Annotated in this window: 26 protein-coding genes; 7 read left to right on the forward strand and 19 right to left on the reverse strand. The window is 41.1% G+C overall.

All coding sequences use genetic code 11. The features are described from left to right. Positions 1–4: 4 nt before the first annotated feature. From HNQ84_RS10045 to hemE, 10 genes are all read right to left on the reverse strand, one after another. Positions 5–1,714 (reverse strand): glycoside hydrolase family 13 protein, encoded by a 1,710-nt coding sequence (locus HNQ84_RS10045; protein WP_435622026.1) that lies wholly within the window; start codon positions 1,712–1,714, stop codon positions 5–7. 18 nt (positions 1,715–1,732) lie between these two features. Then, the gene (locus HNQ84_RS10050; RefSeq protein ID WP_055440457.1) at positions 1,733–2,560 is read right to left on the reverse strand and encodes a carbohydrate ABC transporter permease; all 828 of its coding nucleotides are present in this window, start codon (positions 2,558–2,560) and stop codon (positions 1,733–1,735) included. 11 nt (positions 2,561–2,571) lie between these two features. After that, positions 2,572–3,867 carry an ABC transporter permease subunit gene (locus tag HNQ84_RS10055; RefSeq protein WP_435622027.1) on the reverse strand — a complete coding sequence of 432 codons (1,296 nt, stop codon included), beginning with the start codon at positions 3,865–3,867 and terminating at the stop codon, positions 2,572–2,574. Positions 3,868–3,936: 69 nt separating this feature from the next. After that, positions 3,937–5,244, reverse strand: a complete 1,308-nt coding sequence (locus HNQ84_RS10060) for an ABC transporter substrate-binding protein (RefSeq protein ID WP_435622028.1) — start codon at positions 5,242–5,244, stop codon at positions 3,937–3,939. Positions 5,245–5,282: 38 nt separating this feature from the next. Beyond that, complete coding sequence (locus HNQ84_RS10065) at positions 5,283–6,302, reverse strand: LacI family DNA-binding transcriptional regulator (protein WP_183248390.1); 1,020 nt, start codon at positions 6,300–6,302, stop codon at positions 5,283–5,285. A 135-nt stretch (positions 6,303–6,437) separates the two neighbouring features. Further along, positions 6,438–8,747 carry a YhgE/Pip family protein gene (locus tag HNQ84_RS10070; protein ID WP_435622029.1) on the reverse strand — a complete coding sequence of 770 codons (2,310 nt, stop codon included), beginning with the start codon at positions 8,745–8,747 and terminating at the stop codon, positions 6,438–6,440. A gap of 74 nt (positions 8,748–8,821) precedes the next feature. Next, a complete protein-coding gene (locus HNQ84_RS10075) occupies positions 8,822–9,391 on the reverse strand; it encodes a TetR/AcrR family transcriptional regulator (protein ID WP_055440452.1) in 570 nt (189 codons plus the stop codon). A 101-nt stretch (positions 9,392–9,492) separates the two neighbouring features. Further along, the gene (gene hemY / locus HNQ84_RS10080; RefSeq protein ID WP_435622030.1) at positions 9,493–10,911 is read right to left on the reverse strand and encodes a protoporphyrinogen oxidase; all 1,419 of its coding nucleotides are present in this window, start codon (positions 10,909–10,911) and stop codon (positions 9,493–9,495) included. Next, entirely contained in the window at positions 10,908–11,855 is a 948-nt protein-coding gene (hemH, locus tag HNQ84_RS10085) for a ferrochelatase (protein ID WP_032100874.1), read from the reverse strand. Before hemH ends, hemY begins: the two co-directional genes overlap by 4 nt. Positions 11,856–11,862: 7 nt before the next feature. Beyond that, positions 11,863–12,912, reverse strand: a complete 1,050-nt coding sequence (gene hemE / locus HNQ84_RS10090; RefSeq protein WP_183248379.1) for a uroporphyrinogen decarboxylase — start codon at positions 12,910–12,912, stop codon at positions 11,863–11,865. A 181-nt stretch (positions 12,913–13,093) separates the two neighbouring features. On the opposite strand from hemE, the gene HNQ84_RS10095 reads away from it, so the two are divergent. Further along, the gene (locus HNQ84_RS10095) at positions 13,094–13,600 is read left to right on the forward strand and encodes an antibiotic biosynthesis monooxygenase family protein (RefSeq protein ID WP_435622031.1); all 507 of its coding nucleotides are present in this window, start codon (positions 13,094–13,096) and stop codon (positions 13,598–13,600) included. Between the two features lie 15 nt (positions 13,601–13,615). On the opposite strand, the gene HNQ84_RS10100 is transcribed toward HNQ84_RS10095, so the two are convergent. Further along, on the reverse strand, positions 13,616–13,984 hold the full coding sequence (locus HNQ84_RS10100) for a rhodanese-like domain-containing protein (RefSeq protein ID WP_055440447.1): 369 nt from the start codon (positions 13,982–13,984) through the stop codon (positions 13,616–13,618). Between the two features lie 96 nt (positions 13,985–14,080). On the opposite strand from HNQ84_RS10100, the gene HNQ84_RS10105 reads away from it, so the two are divergent. Next, positions 14,081–15,256, forward strand: a complete 1,176-nt coding sequence (locus HNQ84_RS10105; RefSeq protein ID WP_435622032.1) for a M20 family metallopeptidase — start codon at positions 14,081–14,083, stop codon at positions 15,254–15,256. A gap of 10 nt (positions 15,257–15,266) precedes the next feature. Here HNQ84_RS10105 and HNQ84_RS10110 read toward each other — a convergent pair whose 3' ends face one another. After that, on the reverse strand, positions 15,267–16,451 hold the full coding sequence (locus HNQ84_RS10110; RefSeq protein WP_435622033.1) for an ABC transporter permease: 1,185 nt from the start codon (positions 16,449–16,451) through the stop codon (positions 15,267–15,269). Next, entirely contained in the window at positions 16,444–17,190 is a 747-nt protein-coding gene (locus HNQ84_RS10115; RefSeq protein WP_435622034.1) for an ABC transporter ATP-binding protein, read from the reverse strand. Before HNQ84_RS10115 ends, HNQ84_RS10110 begins: the two co-directional genes overlap by 8 nt. 401 nt (positions 17,191–17,591) lie before the next feature. On the opposite strand from HNQ84_RS10115, the gene HNQ84_RS10120 reads away from it, so the two are divergent. Further along, a complete protein-coding gene (locus tag HNQ84_RS10120) occupies positions 17,592–18,011 on the forward strand; it encodes an HIT family protein (protein ID WP_435622035.1) in 420 nt (139 codons plus the stop codon). A 36-nt stretch (positions 18,012–18,047) separates the two neighbouring features. Here the strand turns inward: HNQ84_RS10120 and HNQ84_RS10125 are convergent, their stop codons facing one another. Then, a complete protein-coding gene (locus HNQ84_RS10125) occupies positions 18,048–18,881 on the reverse strand; it encodes a peptidylprolyl isomerase (RefSeq protein ID WP_435622036.1) in 834 nt (277 codons plus the stop codon). Positions 18,882–19,046: 165 nt separating this feature from the next. Here HNQ84_RS10125 and HNQ84_RS10130 point away from each other — a divergent pair, with 165 nt between their 5' ends. After that, the gene (locus tag HNQ84_RS10130) at positions 19,047–19,139 is read left to right on the forward strand and encodes a YjcZ family sporulation protein (protein ID WP_009362001.1); all 93 of its coding nucleotides are present in this window, start codon (positions 19,047–19,049) and stop codon (positions 19,137–19,139) included. A gap of 35 nt (positions 19,140–19,174) precedes the next feature. On the opposite strand, the gene HNQ84_RS10135 is transcribed toward HNQ84_RS10130, so the two are convergent. Beyond that, positions 19,175–19,354, reverse strand: coding sequence for a hypothetical protein (locus HNQ84_RS10135; RefSeq protein ID WP_032100882.1), 180 nt, complete (start codon positions 19,352–19,354; stop codon positions 19,175–19,177). A gap of 137 nt (positions 19,355–19,491) precedes the next feature. On the opposite strand from HNQ84_RS10135, the gene HNQ84_RS10140 reads away from it, so the two are divergent. Continuing rightward, positions 19,492–19,833: a YhaI family protein gene (locus HNQ84_RS10140; RefSeq protein ID WP_435622037.1), complete on the forward strand. Its 342-nt coding sequence runs from the start codon at positions 19,492–19,494 to the stop codon at positions 19,831–19,833. Here the strand turns inward: HNQ84_RS10140 and HNQ84_RS10145 are convergent. Continuing rightward, positions 19,813–20,412 (reverse strand): HTH-type transcriptional regulator Hpr, encoded by a 600-nt coding sequence (locus HNQ84_RS10145; protein ID WP_183240662.1) that lies wholly within the window; start codon positions 20,410–20,412, stop codon positions 19,813–19,815. The two genes, HNQ84_RS10140 and HNQ84_RS10145, sit on opposite strands and share 21 nt — an antisense overlap. 135 nt (positions 20,413–20,547) lie before the next feature. On the opposite strand from HNQ84_RS10145, the gene yhzF reads away from it, so the two are divergent. Next, positions 20,548–20,730: a membrane protein YhzF gene (gene yhzF / locus HNQ84_RS10150; RefSeq protein WP_435622038.1), complete on the forward strand. Its 183-nt coding sequence runs from the start codon at positions 20,548–20,550 to the stop codon at positions 20,728–20,730. Positions 20,731–20,775: 45 nt separating this feature from the next. Here the strand turns inward: yhzF and HNQ84_RS10155 are convergent, their stop codons facing one another. The 3 genes from HNQ84_RS10155 to HNQ84_RS10165 form a co-directional block, all read right to left on the reverse strand. Then, positions 20,776–21,297 (reverse strand): tryptophan transporter, encoded by a 522-nt coding sequence (locus tag HNQ84_RS10155; RefSeq protein ID WP_435622039.1) that lies wholly within the window; start codon positions 21,295–21,297, stop codon positions 20,776–20,778. A 98-nt stretch (positions 21,298–21,395) separates the two neighbouring features. Then, the gene (gene serC, locus HNQ84_RS10160; RefSeq protein ID WP_435622040.1) at positions 21,396–22,472 is read right to left on the reverse strand and encodes a 3-phosphoserine/phosphohydroxythreonine transaminase; all 1,077 of its coding nucleotides are present in this window, start codon (positions 22,470–22,472) and stop codon (positions 21,396–21,398) included. A 103-nt stretch (positions 22,473–22,575) separates the two neighbouring features. Further along, complete coding sequence (locus HNQ84_RS10165; RefSeq protein WP_183248356.1) at positions 22,576–22,743, reverse strand: sporulation YhaL family protein; 168 nt, start codon at positions 22,741–22,743, stop codon at positions 22,576–22,578. 121 nt (positions 22,744–22,864) lie between these two features. On the opposite strand from HNQ84_RS10165, the gene HNQ84_RS10170 reads away from it, so the two are divergent. Continuing rightward, entirely contained in the window at positions 22,865–23,050 is a 186-nt protein-coding gene (locus tag HNQ84_RS10170; RefSeq protein WP_183248355.1) for a YhzD family protein, read from the forward strand. The last annotated feature ends 13 nt before the right edge of the window (positions 23,051–23,063 follow it).

Here is a 23,063-nt window from a genome sequence, read left to right on the forward strand (position 1 = left end):
CTTTTTACTTTAACTTATATACACGTGCTTCATACGGTTTTAGCACGATCGTGTCAATGGATTCATTTTCATCGACCGCATAGTTGCTGATGAGCAATTGTTTTTCCGTAAACGTGATGTGTGCTGGCAATGTAAATGTCGGTTGCTCGCTACTAAAGTTTGTAATGACAAGCAACTGTTCATTGTTGAACTTGCGCACGTATGCATAAATTTGTTCATCATCTTCAAGCAATAGCTCGTATGAACCGTACACGATAATTGGATGCTCTTTTCGAAGACGAATGAGCTTTTTATAATAATGGAATACCGAGTTTTCATCTTGTAACGCTTGTTCGACGTTAATGTCTCGGTAATTCGGATTCACGTTAATCCATGGGGTGCCTGTTGTAAATCCTGCATGTTGTGTCGCATCCCATTGCATCGGTGTGCGCGCATTGTCGCGACCACGATAATGAATCGCTTTTAAAATTTTGTCTGGGTCTTCCCCTTTATTGACGACAACATCGTTCCATAAATTTATCGTTTCGACATCGCGATAATATTCGATCGACGGGAAAGCGACGTTCGTCATGCCGATTTCTTGACCTTGATAAATGTATGGCGTTCCTTGCATCATATGTAGCCATGTGGCTAACATTTTTGCGCTTTCCACACGATACGTTTTGTCATCGCCAAAACGCGAAACAGACCGTGGTTGATCGTGATTTTCTAAATAAAGCGAGTTCCACCCTTTTCCATGCAATTCAACTTGCCATTTGCTCACAATTTTTTTCAAATCAGTCAACTTCCACGGCTGAATGTCCCATTTTCCAAGATGACTTCCCGGTTTTGAGTCAACGTCCATATGCTCAAATTGAAACAACATGTTCATGACGCCGTCTTGCTCGTTCGTAAACCGAATCGCATCGTCTGTCGTGACCATCGGTGTTTCTCCGACCGTCATAATGTCGTATTTGCTTAACACTTTTTCTTTCATTTCACGCAAATAGTCCATTAATTTTGGACCGTTGACAAAATATTGCCCACCCCATTGATAACGGTCATTCGGATTCGTCACCGGAGCATCTGGCAATCCTTCCACTTTCGACAATAAATTAATCACGTCCATGCGGAATCCATCAATGCCACGGTCTAACCACCATGTCATCATGTTGAAAATTTGTTCGCGTACCTTTTCATTTTCCCAGTTTAAATCTGGTTGTTTTTTCGAAAATAAATGTAAATAATATTCTCCAGTCGCTTCGTCGTACTGCCATGCTGAACCGCTGAAAAACGATTGCCAATTGTTTGGCTCTTTTCCGTCTTTTCCTGCACGCCAAATGTAATAGTCGCGATACGGGTTATCTTTTGACTTGCGCGATTCGATAAACCAATGATGCTCATCAGACGTATGGTTGACGACTAAATCCATCACTAATTTCATGCCGCGTGCATGCATTTTGGAAAGAAGCTCATCCCAATCAGCAAGCGTGCCGAACTCGTCCATAATGTCTTGATAGTCACTAATGTCATAACCGTTATCATCGTTTGGTGACTTATATACAGGCGATAACCAAATGACATCAACACCAAGTTCTTGTAAATAATCTAATTTTTCGATAATACCTCTTAAATCGCCAATCCCATCCCCGTTCGAATCTTTAAAACTGCGCGGATAAATTTGATATACAACCGCTTCTTTCCACCATTGTTTCGTTTTTGGAATCGATTCCATTTTCTTTTCCCCTCTCCGCTATTCTTTCACTGAACCAGACGTTAAACCAGACACAATGCGACGTTGGAATAATAATACCATAATGACGAGCGGGATGGTGACGATAACGGTCGCAGCTGAAATCTCCCCCCATGGAATCGTATATTGTCCTTGGAACATCGCAATACCGACTGGCACCGTTTTATAATTTTCCGCAGTGTTGATGGTTAAAGCGAATAAAAATTCGTTCCAAGCCGCGATAAAAACAAGAATAGATGTCGTAAAAATACCCGGTACGGCTAATGGCAAAATGACTTTAAAATACGTTTGAAGCGGTGTTGCTCCGTCCATTTTTGCCGCTTCTTCTAAATCAAACGGAATTTTACGGAAAAACGTCACTAATAACCAAATCGAAAGTGGTAACGCAAACGTTGTATATGGAATAATTAATCCTAAATAACTATTTGTTAACCCAAACTTTTTCACAAACATATAAATTGGTGAAATTGTTGCGATTTGCGGAAACATGGATACCGATAACACAATACCGAGAATAACTGACTTTCCTTTAAAATCTAAACGGGCAATCGCATATGCCGCAAACGCTGCCACAAATACGGTATATACGGTTGTAATTGTCGCGATGACTGTACTGTTCCATAAATATTTTAAAAACGGATAATTGACAAAAACGGAAACGTAACTTTTTAACGTCGGATGGCTCGTAAACCAATTAAACGCTTCTTCACCAAACAATTCACTTAACGGCTTAATCGAGCTTAATAAAATCCATAAAAATGGAAACATGACTAAAAAAACAAAAACAAATAAAAACACATAAAACAATGGACCGGCTTTCTTTTGCATCGTTGCACCTCCTATTTTCGGTCAGAAATGAGGTCAGCACCTAAAAACTTAATGTAAATCGTTGAGATGATCGCTACGCAAATAAAGACGATCACCGCTAACGCTGAACCGCCACCGAAGTTTGTTTGCGAGAACATGACTTTATACGCTAAAATCGAGATCGTTTCTGTCGAGTTCGCTGGTCCGCCGCCTGTTAAAACGAAAATTAAGTCAAATACCCGGAACGCATCAAGCGTACGGAACAAGAGCGCAACGAGAATGCTTGATTTTAAAAGTGGTAACGTAATTTTGACGAACTGTTGCCACTTTGTCGCACCGTCAATTGATGCCGCTTCGTATAGTGAGCTTGGGATCGTTTGCAATCCTGCAAGCAACAATAGCGCCATGTATGGAGTTGTTTTCCATACGTCAGAGAAAATAACAGCAAACATTGCTCCTGTACCCGTTGTTAATAGCTCACTCATATTATTGATAATACCAATATCCGCAAAATATTTTGCGACAATGCCGTTTTGTCCGTCATACAAAAACTTCCACATTAATGCCGATACTGCTGTTGGAATTGCCCATGGAATTAAAATGGTTGCCCGTACAAGTCCTCGGCCAAAAAATGCTTTATTAATTAATAAGGCAATCGCCAAGCCAAGCACTAATTCAATCGATACCGAAATGACTGTAAACACCGTCGTATTCCAAAGTGCTTTCCATAAACGAGCATCAGTAAAGTAGTTTTTATAATGTGCAAGACCGACAAAGTTCGGTTCAATGATTGCTCCGCTTAACCCGTTTGCAAGTCCTGTTAATTTATCTCCTTGCTTTAATTGACCGTTTTCGTTTAACGATTTTAACGTTTGTTTCGTGTCATTGATCGTTTTTATTAAATCTTCTGCCGCCTGTTCATCGATTGGAACAATTTTTATTTCTTCACTTGGCACTTCGAAATTGTTTAAAATTTCGTCTACTTGCTCATATCGTTTCGCTACTTCTTTATCGGCGCGAATTTCTTCATCCACTTGCTGCAACTGTTCATGTAACGATGTCAGTTGCTCTTTTTCCTCACCTGTTGCTTGAGCTACTTCTTGCTTTAATGCGTTCATTAAAAACGGATAACTTTCTAAATATCGTTCTAAGTTTAAGCTGTAATCCAGATGGAGAGAAGATTTCGCTGGGTTGTTCAGACGATAATCAAAAAGACTGAAATAAAATGACTGAATAACCGGCCAAATCGCAACCGCCAAAATGAGCAAGAGCGACGGAGCAACAAGAATATAGGCTAAACGGCGCTCCGATTTTTTTTCGTTTTTCACTCGTTGTTCCCCCTTTATGCAAAGGATTTAGCCTTCAGCGCTCAGATGAGGCTGAAGGCTAACGTGCAACTACTGCATAACTGCTTTAATTTCTTTTTCCATGTTGGCAACTGCTTCTTCAACTGTAATTTGTCCAGCAATCGCTTTTGATACGTTAATTTGAATAATCTCAGATACTTCTGGATAGTTTGGTACAACTGGACGTGGTACCGCTGCATTTAATCCGTTAACAAATCCTTCTTCTGCAAAGAATGGGTTCGCTTTTAACACTTCTTCGTCTTTAAATAACGCTGGAAGCGTTGGTGCTAAACCACCATAGATCGCAGAAATTTTTTGACCTTCTGGACCAGTCATAAACTTCACAAATTCCCAAGCTGCTTCTTTATTTTTCGAATATGCGTTAATTGCTGTCATCCATCCACCTAATGCAGCTGCTGAACCTTTATCACCAGCAGGTAGTGGCGCAACGCCTACTTTATCAACAATTTTTGATTGCTCTGGATCGTTTGCTAACGCGTATTGATATGGCCAGTTGCGAATAAACGGTGATTGCCCTTCAATAAACGCTGTATGAGACTCTGGCTCTGTAAATGTCGTAATGTTGCTTGGTACAACGTCAGATGTTGCAATTTCAACCATTTTCTTCAATCCTTTAATTGTTTCAGGGCTGTTGACGACAACGTTGTTGTTTTCATCAACGATTTTTCCACCGTATGCCGCAATAAATTCAATTGCGTTACATACTAATCCTTCATATTGTTTTGCTTGCATTAAGTATCCGAATTGTGTACCGCCTTTTCCTTTAAACTCACGTGCAGCCGCTAACAATTCATCCCATGTTTTCGGCACTTGATCTTCTGGCACGATATCTTTACGATAGAATAATAGTCCTGTGTCAATAAATTTTGGCATCGCCCATTGTTTTCCGTCGAAGTTTCCAGCTGCAAGCGCACCTTGGTTATATGCGCTTAAATCAATGCCATCTTTTTCAATGAAACGATCAAGCGGGAGAACATATCCGGCTTGCGCAAATTCTGCTGGCCAAATCACGTCTAAATCCATCACATCAATTTCAGATGATTTTGCGTTTAACATTGTCACGTATGCATCATGCTGCGCCCCTGTGTCTGAAGGCATTTCACGAAATTCGACATCAATGTTTGGATATTTTGCTTCAAACGCTTTCACGATTTCGTCTGTCGCTTTTGTTGCATCTTTACCACGAGCATAAACGATTTTTACAACTTCTTCCGATTTTTTTGCATCGTCTTTTTTGTCCGTCGTTTCTTTTTTGTCCGTGTCTTGACCGCCAGAACAAGCTGTCAAGCCGAGCGTAAGCGCTAACAACGCAGAAGAGAATTTTGTTGCCTTCTTCATGAAAAAATCCCCCTTTATTTAATAACTTGAAATGTATGTCAAGCTTCACTTTCATGAAGCTCGCTACCCACTGTCGATGCGCGCACAATAAGCTGAAGTGGAAATTCGTAAATTTCTTTCACTTCATATTTTTTTGTCTGAATTTTTTCTACGATAATATCCACCGCTTTTTGTGCCATTTGTTTGACTGGTTGATGCACAGTTGTAATCGTCGGATTCGTTAGCTCGGTAATCGCTTGATTGTCAAAGCCAACAACAGCTAAATCTTCAGGGATGCGATAGCCACATCTTAACGCTTCAGATATAATGCCAGCCGCCACTTCATCGCTTCCGGTAAATACAGCAGTCGGTCTTTCTGAAAGCGCCATCATTTGATGAAACACGCGCTTTCCATCCGCGATGTGAAACACATCACGAAACGCGTACCGTTCATCGAATGTCAGTTTATATTCTGCTAGCGCTTTTTTAAAGCCGATTTCCCGCGATTGTGCGACATTGCTCCGATAGCCACCAGAACAATAGGCAATTTTCGTATGCCCTCGTTCAAGTAAATGTTTCGTTGCTATGTATCCCCCATACACTTGGTCAAGCCGAACGGTTGGAACGTTTGCACAGTCATCAAACTCATTACAAAGAACAATCGGCCCATACTGTAAAAAAGGTTTTAACTTTTTCCATTCATTTTGAATGGAAGCCAAAATAACCCCGTCAACTTGTTTCGTTTTCAATAAATTCATATAGTTTAATTCTTTTTCCGGCGAATAGCGAGTCTGACAAATAATAAGCTGGTAGCCATGTTCCGCTGCTGCGATTTCCGTCGCTTCTACAAGCTCACTAAAAAACGGATTTGTAATTCGCGGAATAAATAGCGCTAAAATACTTGTTTTTTGATTTCGCAAACTTCTCGCCGATGAATTAGGTACATATCCTAACTTCTCCATCGCTTCAAGCACGAGCTTTCGTTTCTCTTCTGACACGTACGGGTGATTGTTTATGACGCGCGAAATCGTCGTCCGTGAAAGCCCTGTTAGCTTGGCGACATCTTCAATCGTCGCCATCCTTCCATCCCCCTTATTTCAATTGAAAAGAAACGAATGAAATCGTTTTCATATTCATATTATACTTACATTACCTTGTATATGCAAGTTAATTTTTTAAAAAATTTTTTATAAACAAAAAGCTCCCGAAGCATATTACGCTTCAGAAGCTTGTTCTACAATTGTTGTAAATTGGCGACGATGTTGGATTGTAAAATACGTTAGCGTTCCCGCCATCATCACAACAATAAACATGAGCAACTTTCCGATGTTTTCCCACATAAACGAGAAGTCGCCGCTTGAAATGACCGCTTTTAATCCGAAAACAGAATATGTCATTGGAAGCCATGCGTTAAAATGTTGCAACGCACGTGGAATTAATTCAAGCGGGAACGTTCCGGCACTTGTTGTCAATTGTAAAATTAAGACGACAATCCCGATAAATCGCCCTGGGTCACCAAAAACAGTCACGAGAAATTGAATGACTGATAAAAAGGCAATGCTTGTCACCACGCTAAATAAAATGAATAACGGAATGCTTTTCACTTGTAAATCGAGCCCAAAAAGCAATACGCTATCGGCAAGAAGTGCTTGTAACACACCTACACCAATGAGTACACCAAATTTTGCAAAAAACCATTGAAACGGTGAGCGTGGCACCCCAGCTGGTTCACGGAGCGGAAAGACGATCGAAAGTAAAAGCGCCCCAACAAACAATCCTAATGACAAGAAATATGGTGTAAATCCTGTTCCGTAGTTTGGCACTTCATTGATTCTTTCATTTTTTACTTTCACCGGTTCAGCAAACATGTTATATACGTCTTCGTTTGCTTTGACGTCGCTTGCTTTTTTGGCACCTTCATTTAATTTATCTGCTAGTTCTCCTGAACCATCCGAAAGCTGATTCATTCCATCTTGTAATTTTTCTGTACCATTCGTTAGTTCATTCATTCCGTTTGCTAATTGTTGTGCACCATCCGCTAACCGATGCGCACCGTCTTTCAGTTGGTCGCCTCCATTCGCAAGAGCTTGCAAACCAGAAGTAAGTGTTTGACTACCATTTGCTAGTTTCGCTGTTCCTTGCTCCGCTTCTTTCATTTTTTCATGTAACGTATTCATGCCCGAAACAAGCTGTTCTTGCCCGTTCACTAACGCATTTGCCCCATCAGCGAGTTGTTGTTGCCCAGCAAGCAGTTGGTTTACGCCACTATCAAGAGCCGTATGCCCTTCATGTAGCTTCTTTGCCCCTTCGCTTAAAGACGTCGCCCCTGCTTGTAACGCTTGAGCACCATCATTTAACTGCGCAACACCTGTTTCTACTTGTTTGCTTCCTAGTGATAATCGCTCAACATTTTGTTTGAACTGCTCATATACGGCTTTTTGCATTGGGTCTGACGTTTGCGCAATAAGCGCATCAAGTTGTGCAGCTAACTGCTCTAACCCACCTGTCACTTGTGTTGCACCTGTTTGAACTTGTGACGCTCCTTGTCGCCACTTGGCAAGCGACGTAGCTAATTTTTCCGCTCCGCCACTTAATTGTTCTGAACCTTGTAAAAGCTGTGGCATACGAGCATCGAGTGCTTTCATTCCTTCAAGCACACGATTTGCACCTGAAGCCAGTTTCGTTGTCCCTTCTTTTGTTTGCTGTGCTCCCGCAAGCAATTGTCCTTGCCCATCTACCATGCGCTTCATCCCGTCATGAAGCGTTTGAACACCAGTTTGAACTTGCATTGAACCGTCAGCTGCTTTATGCAAGCCGTTCGTAAATGTAATGGATTTTTCTGCAAGCGTTTCTAAATGGCGATACAATTCATCGGAGCCATCTTGTGCTTTTTTCATTCCATCATATAGCTTATTCGTTCCTTCTTTTGCATCCATCAGTCCGTCATGCAATTGTTTTGCTCCGTCGCTCGCCTTCGTTAATCCATCTGCCAACGTTTTTACGCTCTCAAACATGTTTTCTGCGTACGTTTCCGTTAATGTTTTTGCTACTTCTGTTTTAATTCTTTCAACCGCTGTTCCACCGATTTGGGCAGATAAAAAGTTAAATCCTTCATTTGGCTTGTAAATAAGTTGAAGCTTTTTCGGATGATTATCTTGTAACGTCGTTGCGTTTTTTGAAAAATCTTCTGGAATTTCAATAAGCATATAATACCGTTGTTCTTTTAATCCTTTTTCCCCTTCACGTTGGCTTACAAAATGCCAATCAAACTGTTTTTTTTCTTTTAACTTGTCAACGAGATCGTCACCAATATGAAGTTCTTCCCCTTCAAATGTCGCGCCTTTGTCATGATTGACAACAGCGACAGGTAAATCGTCTAAATGATCGTACGGATCCCAAAACGCCCATAAAAACATACCACTATATAAAAGCGGGATAAATAAGACAGCGATAACCGGAATAAGCACTTTCCGATTGGACGTGACCGCTTTAATTTCTTGCATCAATAATCGGAATGTATGCATATGCTCAACCCCCTTTTTAAAAATATTGACCAATTTGTTCATTTAGTCACTTCTTGCAAAAAAGAGAAGGATCATCATCGAGATAATCCTTTTAATAAATACAAATCAAACAGTTCAGCCATTTTTTGTTGCGGTAATGGTTCATGTTCTTTTTCCCAATCAACGTTTAAAGCAATATACATTTTAAACATTAAAAATGCTGTTAATTCGGGATCACACGAACGGATTTCCCCTTTTGCCATCGCCTCTTCTATTTTTTCACGAACGTAAGCAATCATTTCACGATCAAGCCGCTTCATCACATCACGTACAGCTGGCGTGCCGATATCACGCACTTCTTGTAACAGCTTGATCGTCAATTCATGCTCTTTGCGAAACGTAAAAATACGTTGCAAAGCACGTTGCACATTTTCTTTAAACGATAAGTGCTGATCAATTGCCGCATCTGCCTCATGCTTAATTTCAGAAATAATCGAAGAAACGATTTCTTCTAACAGTTCTTCTTTGCTTTTGAAAAACGTATAAATCGTCCCTTTACCGACATTCGCCATTTTCGCCACTTGATCCATCGTCGTTGCTTTATAACCAAAAAGCGAAAACGACTTCGTTGCCGCTTCAATAATTTGTTTTCTTTTTTCTGACATAGGCGTTCATCCTTTATTTTGACTAAATGAACATTTTGGTCATTTCGTTTTATATCTTATCATAATGGATATATGTTGGCAAGAAAAAAAGGTGCCTAATATTATAATGACACCTTTTCTTTCGTATAAGCTAAATAATGTAACACTTTTTTTACCGCTTCTTCTCCTTGATCGATACAATCTGGAAGCCCAAGACCTTCATACGAACTTCCTGCTAAAAAGACGCCTGGAAGATGTTGTTGCATATCTTGTTTCACGCGCTCCATTCGTTCACGATGACCGACCGTGTATTGCGGCATCGATTGTTTCCAGCGCGTCACAATCGAAAACATCGGATTCATCGTCATATTCATCACTTTATTCAAATCGTCCATCACGACTTGGACGATATCGTCGTCTGTTTGATCAACAATCGCTTCATCACCAGGTCGACCGACGTAACAACGCAACAAAACGTACCCTTCTGGTGTCGTATGTGGCCATTTTTTATGCGTCCACGTACATGCGGTAATCGTATAGTCGCTATCGCGTGAGACGACAAACCCTGTCCCGTTCATATCTTTCGCTACCGCTTCTTTCGGAAACGCTAATGCGACCGTTGCAACAGACGTAGATGGCATCGTTTCAAAAGAAGAAAACATCGTTTCATTTGGAAAAAGCGATGTCAATGATTGGTGCGGAACAGCAATAATGACGCTATCCACCTCTTTTTTCGCCCCGTTGCTTAACGTTAAAACGTAGCGCTCACCGACTTTTTCAATACGATCCACACGTACCCCTTTATGCACCGTTCCTTTTTCTAGCTTTTGCTCTATCGCATCAACGAGAGACGACAATCCTGTTTTTAACGTTTGAAAAATGCCTTTGTCGCTTTTTTGCTTCGTTTTTTGTTTCGGCATCGACCGCTTCATTCCTAACACAAGACTTCCGTGTTTTTGCTCTAAATGGAAATACTGTGGGAACGTCGCCATTAAACTGAGCTGGTCAATATCTCCTGCATAAATACCCGATAGTAAAGGTTCAATGAGACGATCAACAACTTCATTCCCAAGGCGACGACGGAAAAATTGTCCGAGCGATACGTCTCCTTGCGCTTTTAACGGTGGCAAAACAAAGTCAGCTGCTGCGCGCAGTTTGCCAAACGGGGAAAAGAGACGCGTCATGGCAAACGGTGCGATTTTTGTCGGAATACCCATCACCGCACCACCTGGAATTGGATGAAGCGTTCGATTGACGAGAATGTACGATTGACCGGCCGTATTATGCAAGAGCTCTTTTTCAAGTCCGACTTCGTGAATGAGGCGTGAGGCGCTCATTTTTCGTGCCAAAAAAGAATCTGGCCCTCGTTCAATGATAAATCCGTCGCGATAAACGGTTTGTACTTTCCCTCCCAGTCGATGGCTCGCTTCAATTAATTCACAGGAAATTGGCAGCTGCTTTTCATGTGCCTCTTTTTGCAAATAATACGCTGCCGTTAATCCTGTCATACCACCGCCAATAATGACGACTTTCTTTTTCATAATGATCCGCCTTCTTTACGTAAATGGTTTAACACAACGGTTGCAAGGGCGTCAATAAACTGCGGATGCGCATTTGGCATCGGCGGACGATAATAACTCACACCAAGTTCGTCCGTTACTTGTTTACATTCAATGTCGTTATCGTACAACACTTCTAAATGGTCAGCGACAAAACCAGCTGGAACATATACAAAAGCCTCGTAGCCCTTTTCTTCGTATAGTTGTCGCGTTAAATCTTGCACATCAGGACCTAACCACGGTTCTGGCGTATTTCCTGCACTTTGCCAACCAGTGACGTATTCCGAAACACCTGCTTCTTTTGCAATGAAATCGGCTGTTTCTTGTAGTTGTTTTGGATACGGATCCCCCATCGCGATAATCTTTTCAGGCAAGCTGTGGGCTGAAACGATCAACACCGCTTTTTCCCGCTCTCGTTCAGTCATCGAAGCATACGTTTCTTTTACTCGCTCGGCCCAATATTGAATAAATTTCGGTTCAGTATACCAACTTTCCACACATGTCAATTTCGGTCCGCCTAAGCGAGCCGCTTCTTCTTTCGCCCGTCCGTTGTATGATTTCACACTAAATGTCGAAAAATGCGGGGCTAATACGATCGAAACTGCTTCCTCTATTCCGTCTTCATACATTTGTCGAACGGCATCTTCAACGAACGGTTCAATATGCTTCAATCCTAAATACATGCGAAATTCAATATCATCCTGCACTTCATTCAGTCGCTCGGCAAGCTTTTCCGCTTGTTGTTTTGTAATGGCTGCAAGCGGGGAAATGCCTCCAATTGCTTCATAGCGTTCGCGAAGATCTGCTAGCATCTCTTCCGACGGTTTGCGACCATGTCGAATATGTGTGTAATATCTCTCCAAATCTTCTTCTTTATATGGCGTGCCATATGCCATAACAAGCAATCCCATGACTTTTTTTGACATCGTTCATTCATCCTTTTCTTTTTGCTGAATAATCGTGAATAAATGCTGTAAGTCGCTTTAACGTCTCCGGCTTGATTTGTGGGAAAATGCCGTGCCCTAAGTTAAATACGTATCCACCTTCATGCGCCATGCCTTCATCTAAAATTTGTTTAACGCGTTCTTCAATGACTTCCCATGGGGCGAGCAATACAGCTGGATCTAAATTGCCTTGTAACGCTTTTGTAAGCCCCATCTCGCGCGCTTCACGAATCGATAAGCGCCAATCTAAGCCGACAACGTCAAGCGGTAAGTCATGCCATTCTTTCGCTAAATGGCTTGCTCCAACGCCGAACATAATAAGTGGAACGTTTTCGTCGCGAAGCGCTGTAAAAATACGCTCCATCGTCGGTTTAATGAAATAACGATAATCTGCGACGTTCACCGCCCCAACCCATGAATCGAAAATTTGAATGGCGCTTGCGCCAGCGCGAATTTGCGCTTTCACGTAGCGAATCGTCATGTCTGCTAGCTTATCCATCAGGGCAAACCATGCTTTTGGCTCGGCATACATGAACGCTTTCGTTTTATTATAGTTTTTCGACGGTCCACCTTCAATCATATAGCTTGCTAAAGTAAACGGCGCACCAGCAAAACCAATAAGTGGAACAGTCAGTTGCTCTTTCGTCAATAGACGAATCGTTTCAAGCACATACGGCACATCGTTTTCTGGATCAATCTCCCCAAGACGCTCGACATCCGCAAGCGAACGAATCGGATTGTCAATTACTGGTCCAATGCCTGCTTTAATATCGACATCGACGCCGATTGCTGGAAGCGGTGACATAATATCTTTATAAAGAATGGCCGCATCGACGTTATATTGTTCGACAGGCAAACGTGTTACATATGCGCATAACTCCGGCTGATGTGTAATTTCAAAAAGTGAATATTTTTCTTTTAACGCACGATATTCTGGCTGCGAACGCCCTGCTTGTCTCATATACCACACTGGGACGTATTCCGTTGCTTCTCCGCGACAGGCACGTAAAAATGTATCGTTTTTAATCATCATGTCCATCCTTTCTCGTTATGTAATCGCTTCTATTATAAGTGTAGCGAAATTGCTCATTTGTTTCCACTAACACAACTATACCGATTTTTTCACCGTCTGGGTAGTAATAATACGCAACGTTCATGAAATCGCCAAGAAGAAAAGAAAGTGGTAAAATATGAGTAGTGAATGGAAGGAGATGATATGGATGTACGTATTTATGACAAATGGCACAATCGACTACTTGCAACGATTGCGTAGCCAGTATGCAAACGAACATATGCTACTTGTATACAATGAAGATCATGGCATGCTTATTCATGAAACAGAAGGAAAAAGCATTTTTCATGAGCCCCGTCCATACGAAGTACTTGATGCGGTCGGACCATTAGATGGATCATTCGTTGTTTGCAATAACATTCCTGTCACCGATGAAGGAAGACCGTTGTTTGAACATCGTTTTCAACAACGGGCGCGCTTAATTGAACAAGAACCAGGGTTCGTCGCCATTCGCGTGTTACGTCCGTTAAAAAGCGATACGTACGTCATTATGACGATGTGGGAAAATGAAAGCGCCTTTCGTCGTTGGCAACAGTCAAAAGCTTACGAAAAAGCGCATGAAAAACGTGGCACAGAAAAAGGAATCGATCAACAACGATCCATTTTTCCACGCCCGTCATATGTGACAACATACACCGTCATAAAAGAAGGCTGACGTTTTGTCAGCCTTTTACCCGTTCCAAGCATTCATGCCGCCACGCACGTTGACGACACGTTTAAATCCATTTTTCGCTAATATTTTAGCTGCTTGATTGCTGCGCATACCACTTTGACAAATAACGATCGTCTCTTTCTCACGGTCGAGTTCATGTAGTTTATCAGCCAATTGATGAAGCGGAATGTTTTTAAATTGGCGAATGTTGCGCGCACGATATTCCGCTGGTGTGCGTACATCAATAAATTGACGGTCTTTCGTTTGTTTTAATTTTTCTTTTAACTCATCTGGTGTAATATGTTCTACACCTTTTGTTGGTAACATTTTTGTTGCTACAAAATAAATAAGCAAAATAATTAGAACAACATTGATCCATGTGCCCATATATTCTCCTCCTAAATACGTATATGGGTATATTAACCCGTTTTCGATGATTTGTCAACGATGGTATAATGGTAAAAAACAGAAGGAGCGGTGCGTGTGAAAACATTACTATTTGCAAAGCTTGACGAATATTACAACGAAATGGTTACGATTCGTCGCCATTTGCATCAATATCCTGAACTGTCGTTTCAAGAGTATAAAACAGCAACGTATATTGCAAATTACTACGAACAGCTTGGCATTCCTGTGCGAACAAATGTCGGAGGAAACGGGGTAGTTGCAACGATTCAAGGTCAACCAGGCGGAAAAACAGTTGCGCTTCGAGCGGATTTTGATGCTCTTCCGATCCAAGATGAAAAAGATGTGCCATATAAATCAACAATGCCGGGTGTCATGCACGCGTGTGGACACGATGGTCATACTGCCACACTACTTGTTCTTGCCAAAGCGCTTTATGAATTACGCGAACATTGGTGCGGCACGATCGTTTGCATTCATCAACATGCAGAAGAATATGCGCCGGGTGGGGCAAAAGCGATGATTGAAGATGGTTGTTTAGAAGGAGTGGATGCAATTTTCGGCACACATTTATGGGCAACAGAGCCGACAGGCGTCATTCAATATCGTATGGGACCGATCATGGCAGCGGCAGACCGCTTTCAAATTATCATTCAAGGTTCTGGTGGCCACGGAGCAGAGCCACACAAAACAAAAGATGCGATCGTTACGGCATCACAGCTAGTGTTACATTTACAACAAATCGTCAGCCGTCGCGTCAATCCGCTTGAACCTGCTGTTGTTTCCATTGGCTCATTCGTTTCCGACAATGCATTTAACGTCATTGCCGATCGTGCTACATTAGTCGGGACGGTACGGACGTTTTCGGAACAAGTACGTGACGACATTGAACGAGAAATTGAGCAAATTGTTAAAGGTACATGTATCGCCAACGGTTGTACATACCAATACACATATATGCGCGGCTATCCACCTGTTGTCAACCATGAAGAAGAAACGAAATTTCTCGTCTCCATCGCTCGTGAAATCGAAGAAGTCACCCATGTCGTCGAAATTCCTCCTCATATGGGCGGTGAAGATTTCGCTTATTATTTACAACATGTCAAAGGAACGTTTTTCTTTACAGGGGCAAAAGCAAAAATGACAACCGCTGCCTTTCCGCATCATCATCCGAAATTTGATTTTGATGAACGCGCAATGCTTATCGCGGCGAAAACGCTCGGTCTTGCAGCCATTCAATATATGGAAAAATGAAAGAAGCGGTTCAAGCCGCTTCTTGTTTTTTTCCTGCATAAAATATCATCGCTATGTAACATGCTAAAACAATGGAAAGCGTCAGTAGCATAGGGAACACACCATGAGCTATATATGCAACGATAGCAAAAATAAGCGCCTGGTTCATTCCAATAGTAAATAACACACGCATAAATGACCGATGCGCCTCAACGGATGACAACGGATAAAGGAAGAGCAGTGGATGCCCTCGGTGGTATGAACGAAGCGAAAGTAATTGAACGGCTGTCGCATACGAACATAAAAGGGCAAACCACTCCACACCGCGAGGCAACATGAAAATGAAGACACTGCCGATTGTTGTCAAGCGAACGAACAAACCAAAATAGTCGCCCGCACGAAAAAATGTGCGCACATACAAATACGTATACGGTCGCATATGCCAACGATCGAGCAAATGGAAAACGAAACGAAGCAACGTCCGTTTTTTTACCGTATGTTTCATGTGAGGAACATCAACAAACGCGTGAACGAGCCGATAAAATGTTTGCATTCGTCGCCGTTCGTCGGCAAGCAACTGTTCCCATTGAAGTCCAACTTTTTTTCCTCTACGCTCTACATGTAACGCAATAACAATCATAAGTAAAATAATGACGGCCATAAATCCGTATTGCTTCACAAGTAAGAAATAAAAAAACAACACGTTCATGAAAAAACGAACGAACAAAGGAAAGAGATGGCGCCCTATTCGAGCATCTTCATTCCATTGAATGAACATATTCCACCCTTTTAACGCCATCGCCGCAATGATGACAACCAAAGGTGACTGCTCCGAAAACTTTAAATGGAGTGGAAGAAACATAACAAATACAATGAAGGAAACATACAAATGAACGAAAAAGCTATATATGCTTGCGCGCCAAAAATACGGACGAAGCTGTTGCTCTAATGGAAGAAGGAACACCGCATCCGCTTCCTTTAATAACGTACGCACCCCGCTTTGTGTGCTAAATAAAGCAAATATAAACGAAGCGATTACAGTATAAGGGAACGATATGAGTTCATCGACCGCCCGCTTATAAACAACAGCCCCTACTCCTATCCCAATAAACAAGACAAGCAATAAATGGTCATTAAACATATATCGACCATATCGTCTCACTTCTGCTACATAAGCAATAAACCGCTTTTTCCATAACTGTTTTCCATCAATCATCGTTCGTCTCTTCCTTCGTTAATTCGATATATATATCATCCAGCGTTGCATGAGGCATATGTAGCTGTTCTTGAAGCATCGGTAATGATCCCGCCGCTTTCACTTGCCCATTATGCAAAATGACAAACGAATCGCAATATCGTTCTGCTGTCGCTAAAATGTGCGTCGACATCAAAACGCCCGCTCCTTGCTTTCTTCGTTCATCAATAAGACGAAGCAAGGCTTGAATGGCGAGTGGGTCTAATCCAACAAACGGTTCATCAATAATGTAAAGCGGAACGTCCACTAAAAAAGCGCACATAATCATCACTTTTTGTTTCATTCCTTTTGAAAAAAAAGCAGGGAACGCACCTAATTTTTTCTCAAGCCGAAACGCCTTCAGCAATTTAGGCACACGTTGTTCATATTCCTCATCACTTACACCGTACGCCATGGCGGTCAGGCGCAAATGTTCTTCTAGCGTTAATTCTTCGTACAAAGCAGGCATTTCTGGAATGTATGTAAATTGTGCACGATATTGTGTTGGGTCGTCTCCAAACGTCATTCCGTTCATCGTAATTGTCCCTTTGCGCGGTTGCATCAATCCGATAATATGTTTAATCGTCGTGCTTTTTCCTGCTCCATTTAACCCGATTAATGCAACAACCTCCCCTTCATGTACGGTAAACGATACGTCATCTAAAATGTTTTGCTTCGTATAACCTCCAAATATGTGTTGGACTTGTAATAGTGCCATCATCGCTTCCCTTTCGTATATGATTATTTTTTATTTTAACAAATGAATAACGAAAAGAAAAACGGGTTATGATAAGTAGCGAAGAGGGACAAACAAGTAGTAAGTCGCAGTGAGCAACAAAGCAAGTTCAAGAACACAATGAAATGAGGTGTCTACGGGCCGCACATTAGCTAGCCTGTAACAACGAAAACACTCCCTGAAAAGGGGATGGTCATCTTGAACAACGTCATACTCACAAACGCGTAACTGACTCTACTCGTAAATGAGGTGTTCCCAAAAGACACGTAATCATGAAGCTCCCTCTTCAATGGGCAGGATGCGATGCGCATCCTGCTCTTTCCGTTTTCCGAAACGACAATCGTGTGGTAAAATAAAGACAAAATGGAAAGAAAGGTGGCGTCATCATGAGCGACTGTATTTTTTGTAAAATTATAAACGGGGACATTCCTTGTGCAAAAGTATTTGAAAATGACCATGTCATCGCCTTTTTAGACATTAGTCAAGTGACGAAAGGACATACGCTTGTCGTACCGAAAGTACATAAAGAAAACATTTACGAGTTAACACCGGAAATAGCTCAACGTGTATTTGAAGTTGTTCCTACAATCGCTCAGGCGATTCGCGAACAGTTTTCACCAGAAGGTGTCAATATTTTAAGCAATAACGGAGAAATTGCAGGCCAAACGGTGTTCCATTATCACATGCACATTATTCCACGATATGGTAAAGGGGATGGATTTGGAGCCGTATGGAAATCACATCAAAGCGACTATACGTTTGATGAGTTGCAACACATTGCTGCACAAATCAAACAATCGTTATAAAAAGAAGGTGTCCACGTTGGGCACCTTCTTTCATCATTACTCGCTCTTTAACGCATCTTTTAACGATTTGTCTTTAATGTCTACATTTGCGTCTTTCATCAGCTGATCTAACTTTGATTGTACTTTCGATGTATCGAGCTTGCTTTTCTTTACTTCATATTCAATTTCTTCTTTCATTTCGTCAAATGACTTTTTCTTTTCTTTATCTGTTACTTTAATAATATGGTAACCAAATTGTGTTTTCACTGGATCACTAATTTCACCAACGTTTAACGCATACGCTGCCTTTTCAAACTCTTCGACCATTTTTCCAGGTCCGAACCAGCCCAAATCCCCACCTTTTTGTGCCGAACCTGTATCTTTCGAATATTCTTTGGCTAATTTCGCGAAATCTTCCCCTTTTTCTAGCTTCGCTTTAATTTCTTTTGCTGTCTTTTCATCTTCGACTAAAATGTGACTCGCTTTTACTTTCGGCTTATATTCATTGTAATATTTTTTCAACTCTTCATCTGACACTTTAATATCTTCCATCGCTGCTTTTTGGCGCAACAAATCAAGTTTTACCATATCTCGAATGGCTTCTTCTCCATTTTGTTGCACCGCTAAATCATATTGAACACCATACATCTCTTTTAAATTCTCGATTTCCTTATTTAGCTCTTCATCCGTTACTTTAAATTTTTTACTTAACACTTTCTCATGTACGAGATCGCGTAAGACGTCTTTGCCGTAACGTTCTTTCATTTCGTTATACAATTCTTCTTTTGTAATGTTGCCTTCCTTCGTTTCGACGACAACGTCCGATCCGTTATTACAAGCCGAAAGCGCAAGCATCGCTGCTGCCGACATGGCAACTGTCCATTTTTTCATTCTCCCACAACTCCTATCTATAAATGTACACAAGACATACTATACCATATTTTTTCCGAAAGCTAAAATAAAGCACGTATGCGCCCATACCATTTAACCTCTAGTGACATACAATACATTGTCAAAGCGTCGCAACGCCTTCATATACGAAAGGAGGTGTCGTCTATGGGTGCAGGAGTAGGATATGCAAACGGATTTGCGTTAATCGTTGTGTTGTTTATTTTATTAATTATTGTTGGTGCCGCTTGGTTATACTAAACGAAAGAAAGCTGACAGGGACGCTGTCAGCTTTTTTACGCAAACAACACTTCGATGTAGGAAGAAATAAGTAAAATGGTAATAAGGACATTAATTGTACGAAATACTTTTGGCTGTTTCTCTTCTGGAATTTCTTTTTGAATACAAAGAGCATTTGTTAGCTGATTAATAATGAAAAGTACAACGGTCGCAAGGGGTATAAAATAAAGCGCCAAACCGGTCCCCTCCTAGTTTTATGTATTTACTCCCCTACTTTACAACGATTTTTTCGATAAATCAATAATGGACATTTCATTTATACAACTATTCCTGTAAAATAATACACATAAGTACATTAAAGGAGTTTCGAAAGATGGGCATTGAACAACGCATTGAAAAACTCGAATATTATTGTTCACTCATGTTGGACATGATTACACCGGAAAAAAAGCCATTTCACGCGCTTGTCATTCGTTACGGCTTGACAAAAGAAGAAGTGGAAAGTATATTGCACCTTTGTGAACAATTAAGCGAGCAATATAAACAACAAAAAGAGGAAGGTTTCGTCATCTTCACCTCGCTTTTTACACAGTTTGCGAGTGCGCTTCATCCGAACCTTCCACTTGCCGAGACGATTGACGCGTTAAAACAACAACAGCTATTCGTTCCGCTTATGACAGAGTTTCAGCGCTTATTACATACGTTCAACGAATGAAGCTACTTCTTCTTTTTGCTCATCTTTCTTTTTTAACTTCCCATTTTCTTCAATAAACTCTTGTTCAATGTTTTGAAAAGAACGCTCAAAAATTTCCATAAAATCGTCTCCGTACACATTTCGGATCATACACATCATTTCTAACATTTCTGGAAATTTACCGTACAATTCATATAACGGCTGAATACCTTGAAGAACGGATGTTCGTTTTGGATCATACGACTCCATTAATTTTAATAAAATCTCTTCTCCTTTTTCTGTCAGTTCAATGTACGTATTTCGCTTATCATCTTCTTTTTTCGAAAATGACAACAATCCCCGTTCCTCTAATTTTTTTGAAAAATTAAATGCTGTCGATACGTGCATGACACCAAACTTGGCGATTTCAGAAATGGAAGCCCCTTTTAAATGGTATGCAATCCATAAAATATGATGCTCGTTAATGTTTAAGTCAAACGGTTTAATCCATTGTTGCCAATCTTTTTCGATTGATTTCCATAATGCTTTGCTTAATTGGGCAACTCTTTGACTAAATAACATCGCCTCTTTAACAGAATAATGTCGTTCCGTGCTTTTCATCTCTCCACCCACTTTTTCATATTTCCTTCTTTTTATCTTTTATTATGCCAGTAAAACAATAAATAATAAAGTATTAAATGTTAGAATTTTTTAATAAATTTAAATATACCACTTTTCAAACTAGGAGGAACAAACATGATCATCGCGACGGCGACGATTGGGTTAATTTTTTTATATTTGACGATTGCCACGTTTTCTATGTTGAATAAAGCGCGCATGTATCCACCGAAAAAAGTGTTAAAACAGCGCATGAGCGTGTTTGGAAGCCTTACCATTTTTTTTATCGCTGTTACCCTTTTGCTCATGCGTATGCAGTAAGAACGATATAAGGAAAACCCGACCATAAACGATCGGGTTTTTTTATTATTGTTGTGGAACGGTATATGTTCGTCTCATCAGCGATTGTATGATCGGGTAGATGACGATCATTGCAATCGTATTGACCAACGCTGTCGGAATGACAACAGCGACGAACAGTCCACTAAACGTTGCTCCCCCTGGCAAACCAACAACGGTCAGCGCAACAGCTAAAAACGTTGCTCCTGAAATGAACGTACCTACAGCAGTCAGCAATGCCGCTTTCAATGGCGTCGCTTTCGCCTTTAGTAACGTAAACAATCCAAAAAAGAGTGTCGCTGTCACGACTTTATCAACGACGTTCGGGATAAATCCTCCCGGAAAACTCGTCGTCACGCCAGAAATAATACCTGTGGAAATAGCTAACAAAATAACCGCTGTTTTGTTCGGAAAGAGCATAATGCCTAAAAACATCATCGTTAACATCATATCCGGCTTCATCCCGAAGAAAAACCCCGGAATGACCGCATGCAACACCGCACCAATGCCTACAAAAAGCGACAATAATACTAACGTCCTCGTATTCATTTCTCATCTCTCCTCGTCTCATTCTTTTCTCTTCTCAGCTTGTAAACAAGTCTAACAACATTATAGCACTTTAAAGCACCAAGGTAAAATAAAAATTTTCAAAAAATATTTTTTCGGAACGTTTCCATAAACTGTACAAGTGCTTCACACGCTTCCATATCAACTGCGTTGTAAATGGATGCCCGACAACCACCAACAGAACGATGACCCGCTAGCCCGATCAATCCCTTTTCTTTTGCTTCTGCTAAAAACTTCTTTGTGAGCTCTTCATTCGGCAATGTAAACGTGACATTCATATGCGAACGGCTTTCTTTTTTTGCATGCCCTTTGTAAAAACCTTCACTTTCATCAATACAACGGTACAACAGGGCAGCTTTTTCCGCATTTTTCTTTTCGATTACTTGAACGCCGCCTTGTTCTTCTACCCATTCGAGCACGAGCGATAACATATAAATCGCAAATGTTGGCGGGGTGTTGTATAACGAACGGCTTTCGCTATATGTGCGATAGTTTAACATCGTCGGCAAACGATCGTCCCCTTTCGCTAGCAAATCTTTACGAATGATGACAACCGTCACACCTGAAGGACCTAAATTTTTCTGCGCCCCCGCATAAATAAGGGCAAAACGACTCACATCAATGTCACGGCTTAAAATATCACTCGACATATCCGCAATTAAATCGACAGACACATTCGGAAATTCGCGCCATTGTGTCCCTGCAATCGTATTGTTTGACGTAATGTGCAAATACGCAGGACGTTCAGACAATTCGATATTCGTCGGAATATATGTATACTTTTCTTCTTTCGACGAAGCTGCGACGTGCGTTGCCCCTACTTTTTTCGCCTCTTTCATCGCCTTATCCGACCATGAGTCTGTTAACACGTAATTGCCGACTTCCCCTTCTTTCAACAAGTTCATCGGTACCATCGAAAACTGCAAACTCGCTCCCCCTTGTAAAAAAAGCACATCATGCGTGTCTGGAATGTTCATGAGTTTGCGCAACAACATCTCCGCACGCTCATGAACCGCATCATATTCTTTACTTCGATGGCTTAACTCCATGACAGACATACCTGTTTGTTGAAAGTTGAGCAATTCTTTTTGTGCTCGCTCTAAAACAGCAAGCGGCAAAGCAGAAGGCCCTGCATTAAAATTGTACGCTCGTTTCACGCTTTTCTCCCCCTCATGTCATGTAATAATATATATCCTAACATGAAACACAAAAAAATGAAGAAAATTTTTTGTGAATTTTTAAAAAAAGAAAAGACCTTGTTTATTCCAAGGCCTTTTGTCGTTGTTCGCGCGCTTGCCGAATACGTTCCATATACACTTCCCCTTCTTTTTCTAACAACTTTTCATCTATTTTCTTTTCTTCTCTTGCTGTGCGAATGGCCATATATCCGCTAATCATAATACCTGCAAGAAGCAATGTGATAAGCATGTGCATCCTCCTTTAAGCTTGTCTTACTTTACACATATGCAGACAAGCGAAAAAATAGACGTATAAAAGAAGGAAATGCTTATGAAGGAGCGAATATATGCGAAAGAAAGGGGTTGGGAAGATGAAAACATATACGCTTACTGTTTTTGAAAAGACTGGTGAAAAACTGCTCGATGAAACATTTACTGCCGCAAGCGATGAAGAAGCAAAACGAATCGGCGAACAAAAACTAAAAGAAAAACAGTTTGAACATAAAACGCATCGCTGTACAACATCGAGCGGCAAACTCATTTTGTTCCATCGATAAAGCCCCGATCGTC

The organism is Anoxybacillus eryuanensis (genome assembly GCF_051200995.1).
GTDB classification, from domain to species: domain Bacteria; phylum Bacillota; class Bacilli; order Bacillales; family Anoxybacillaceae; genus Anoxybacillus; species Anoxybacillus tengchongensis.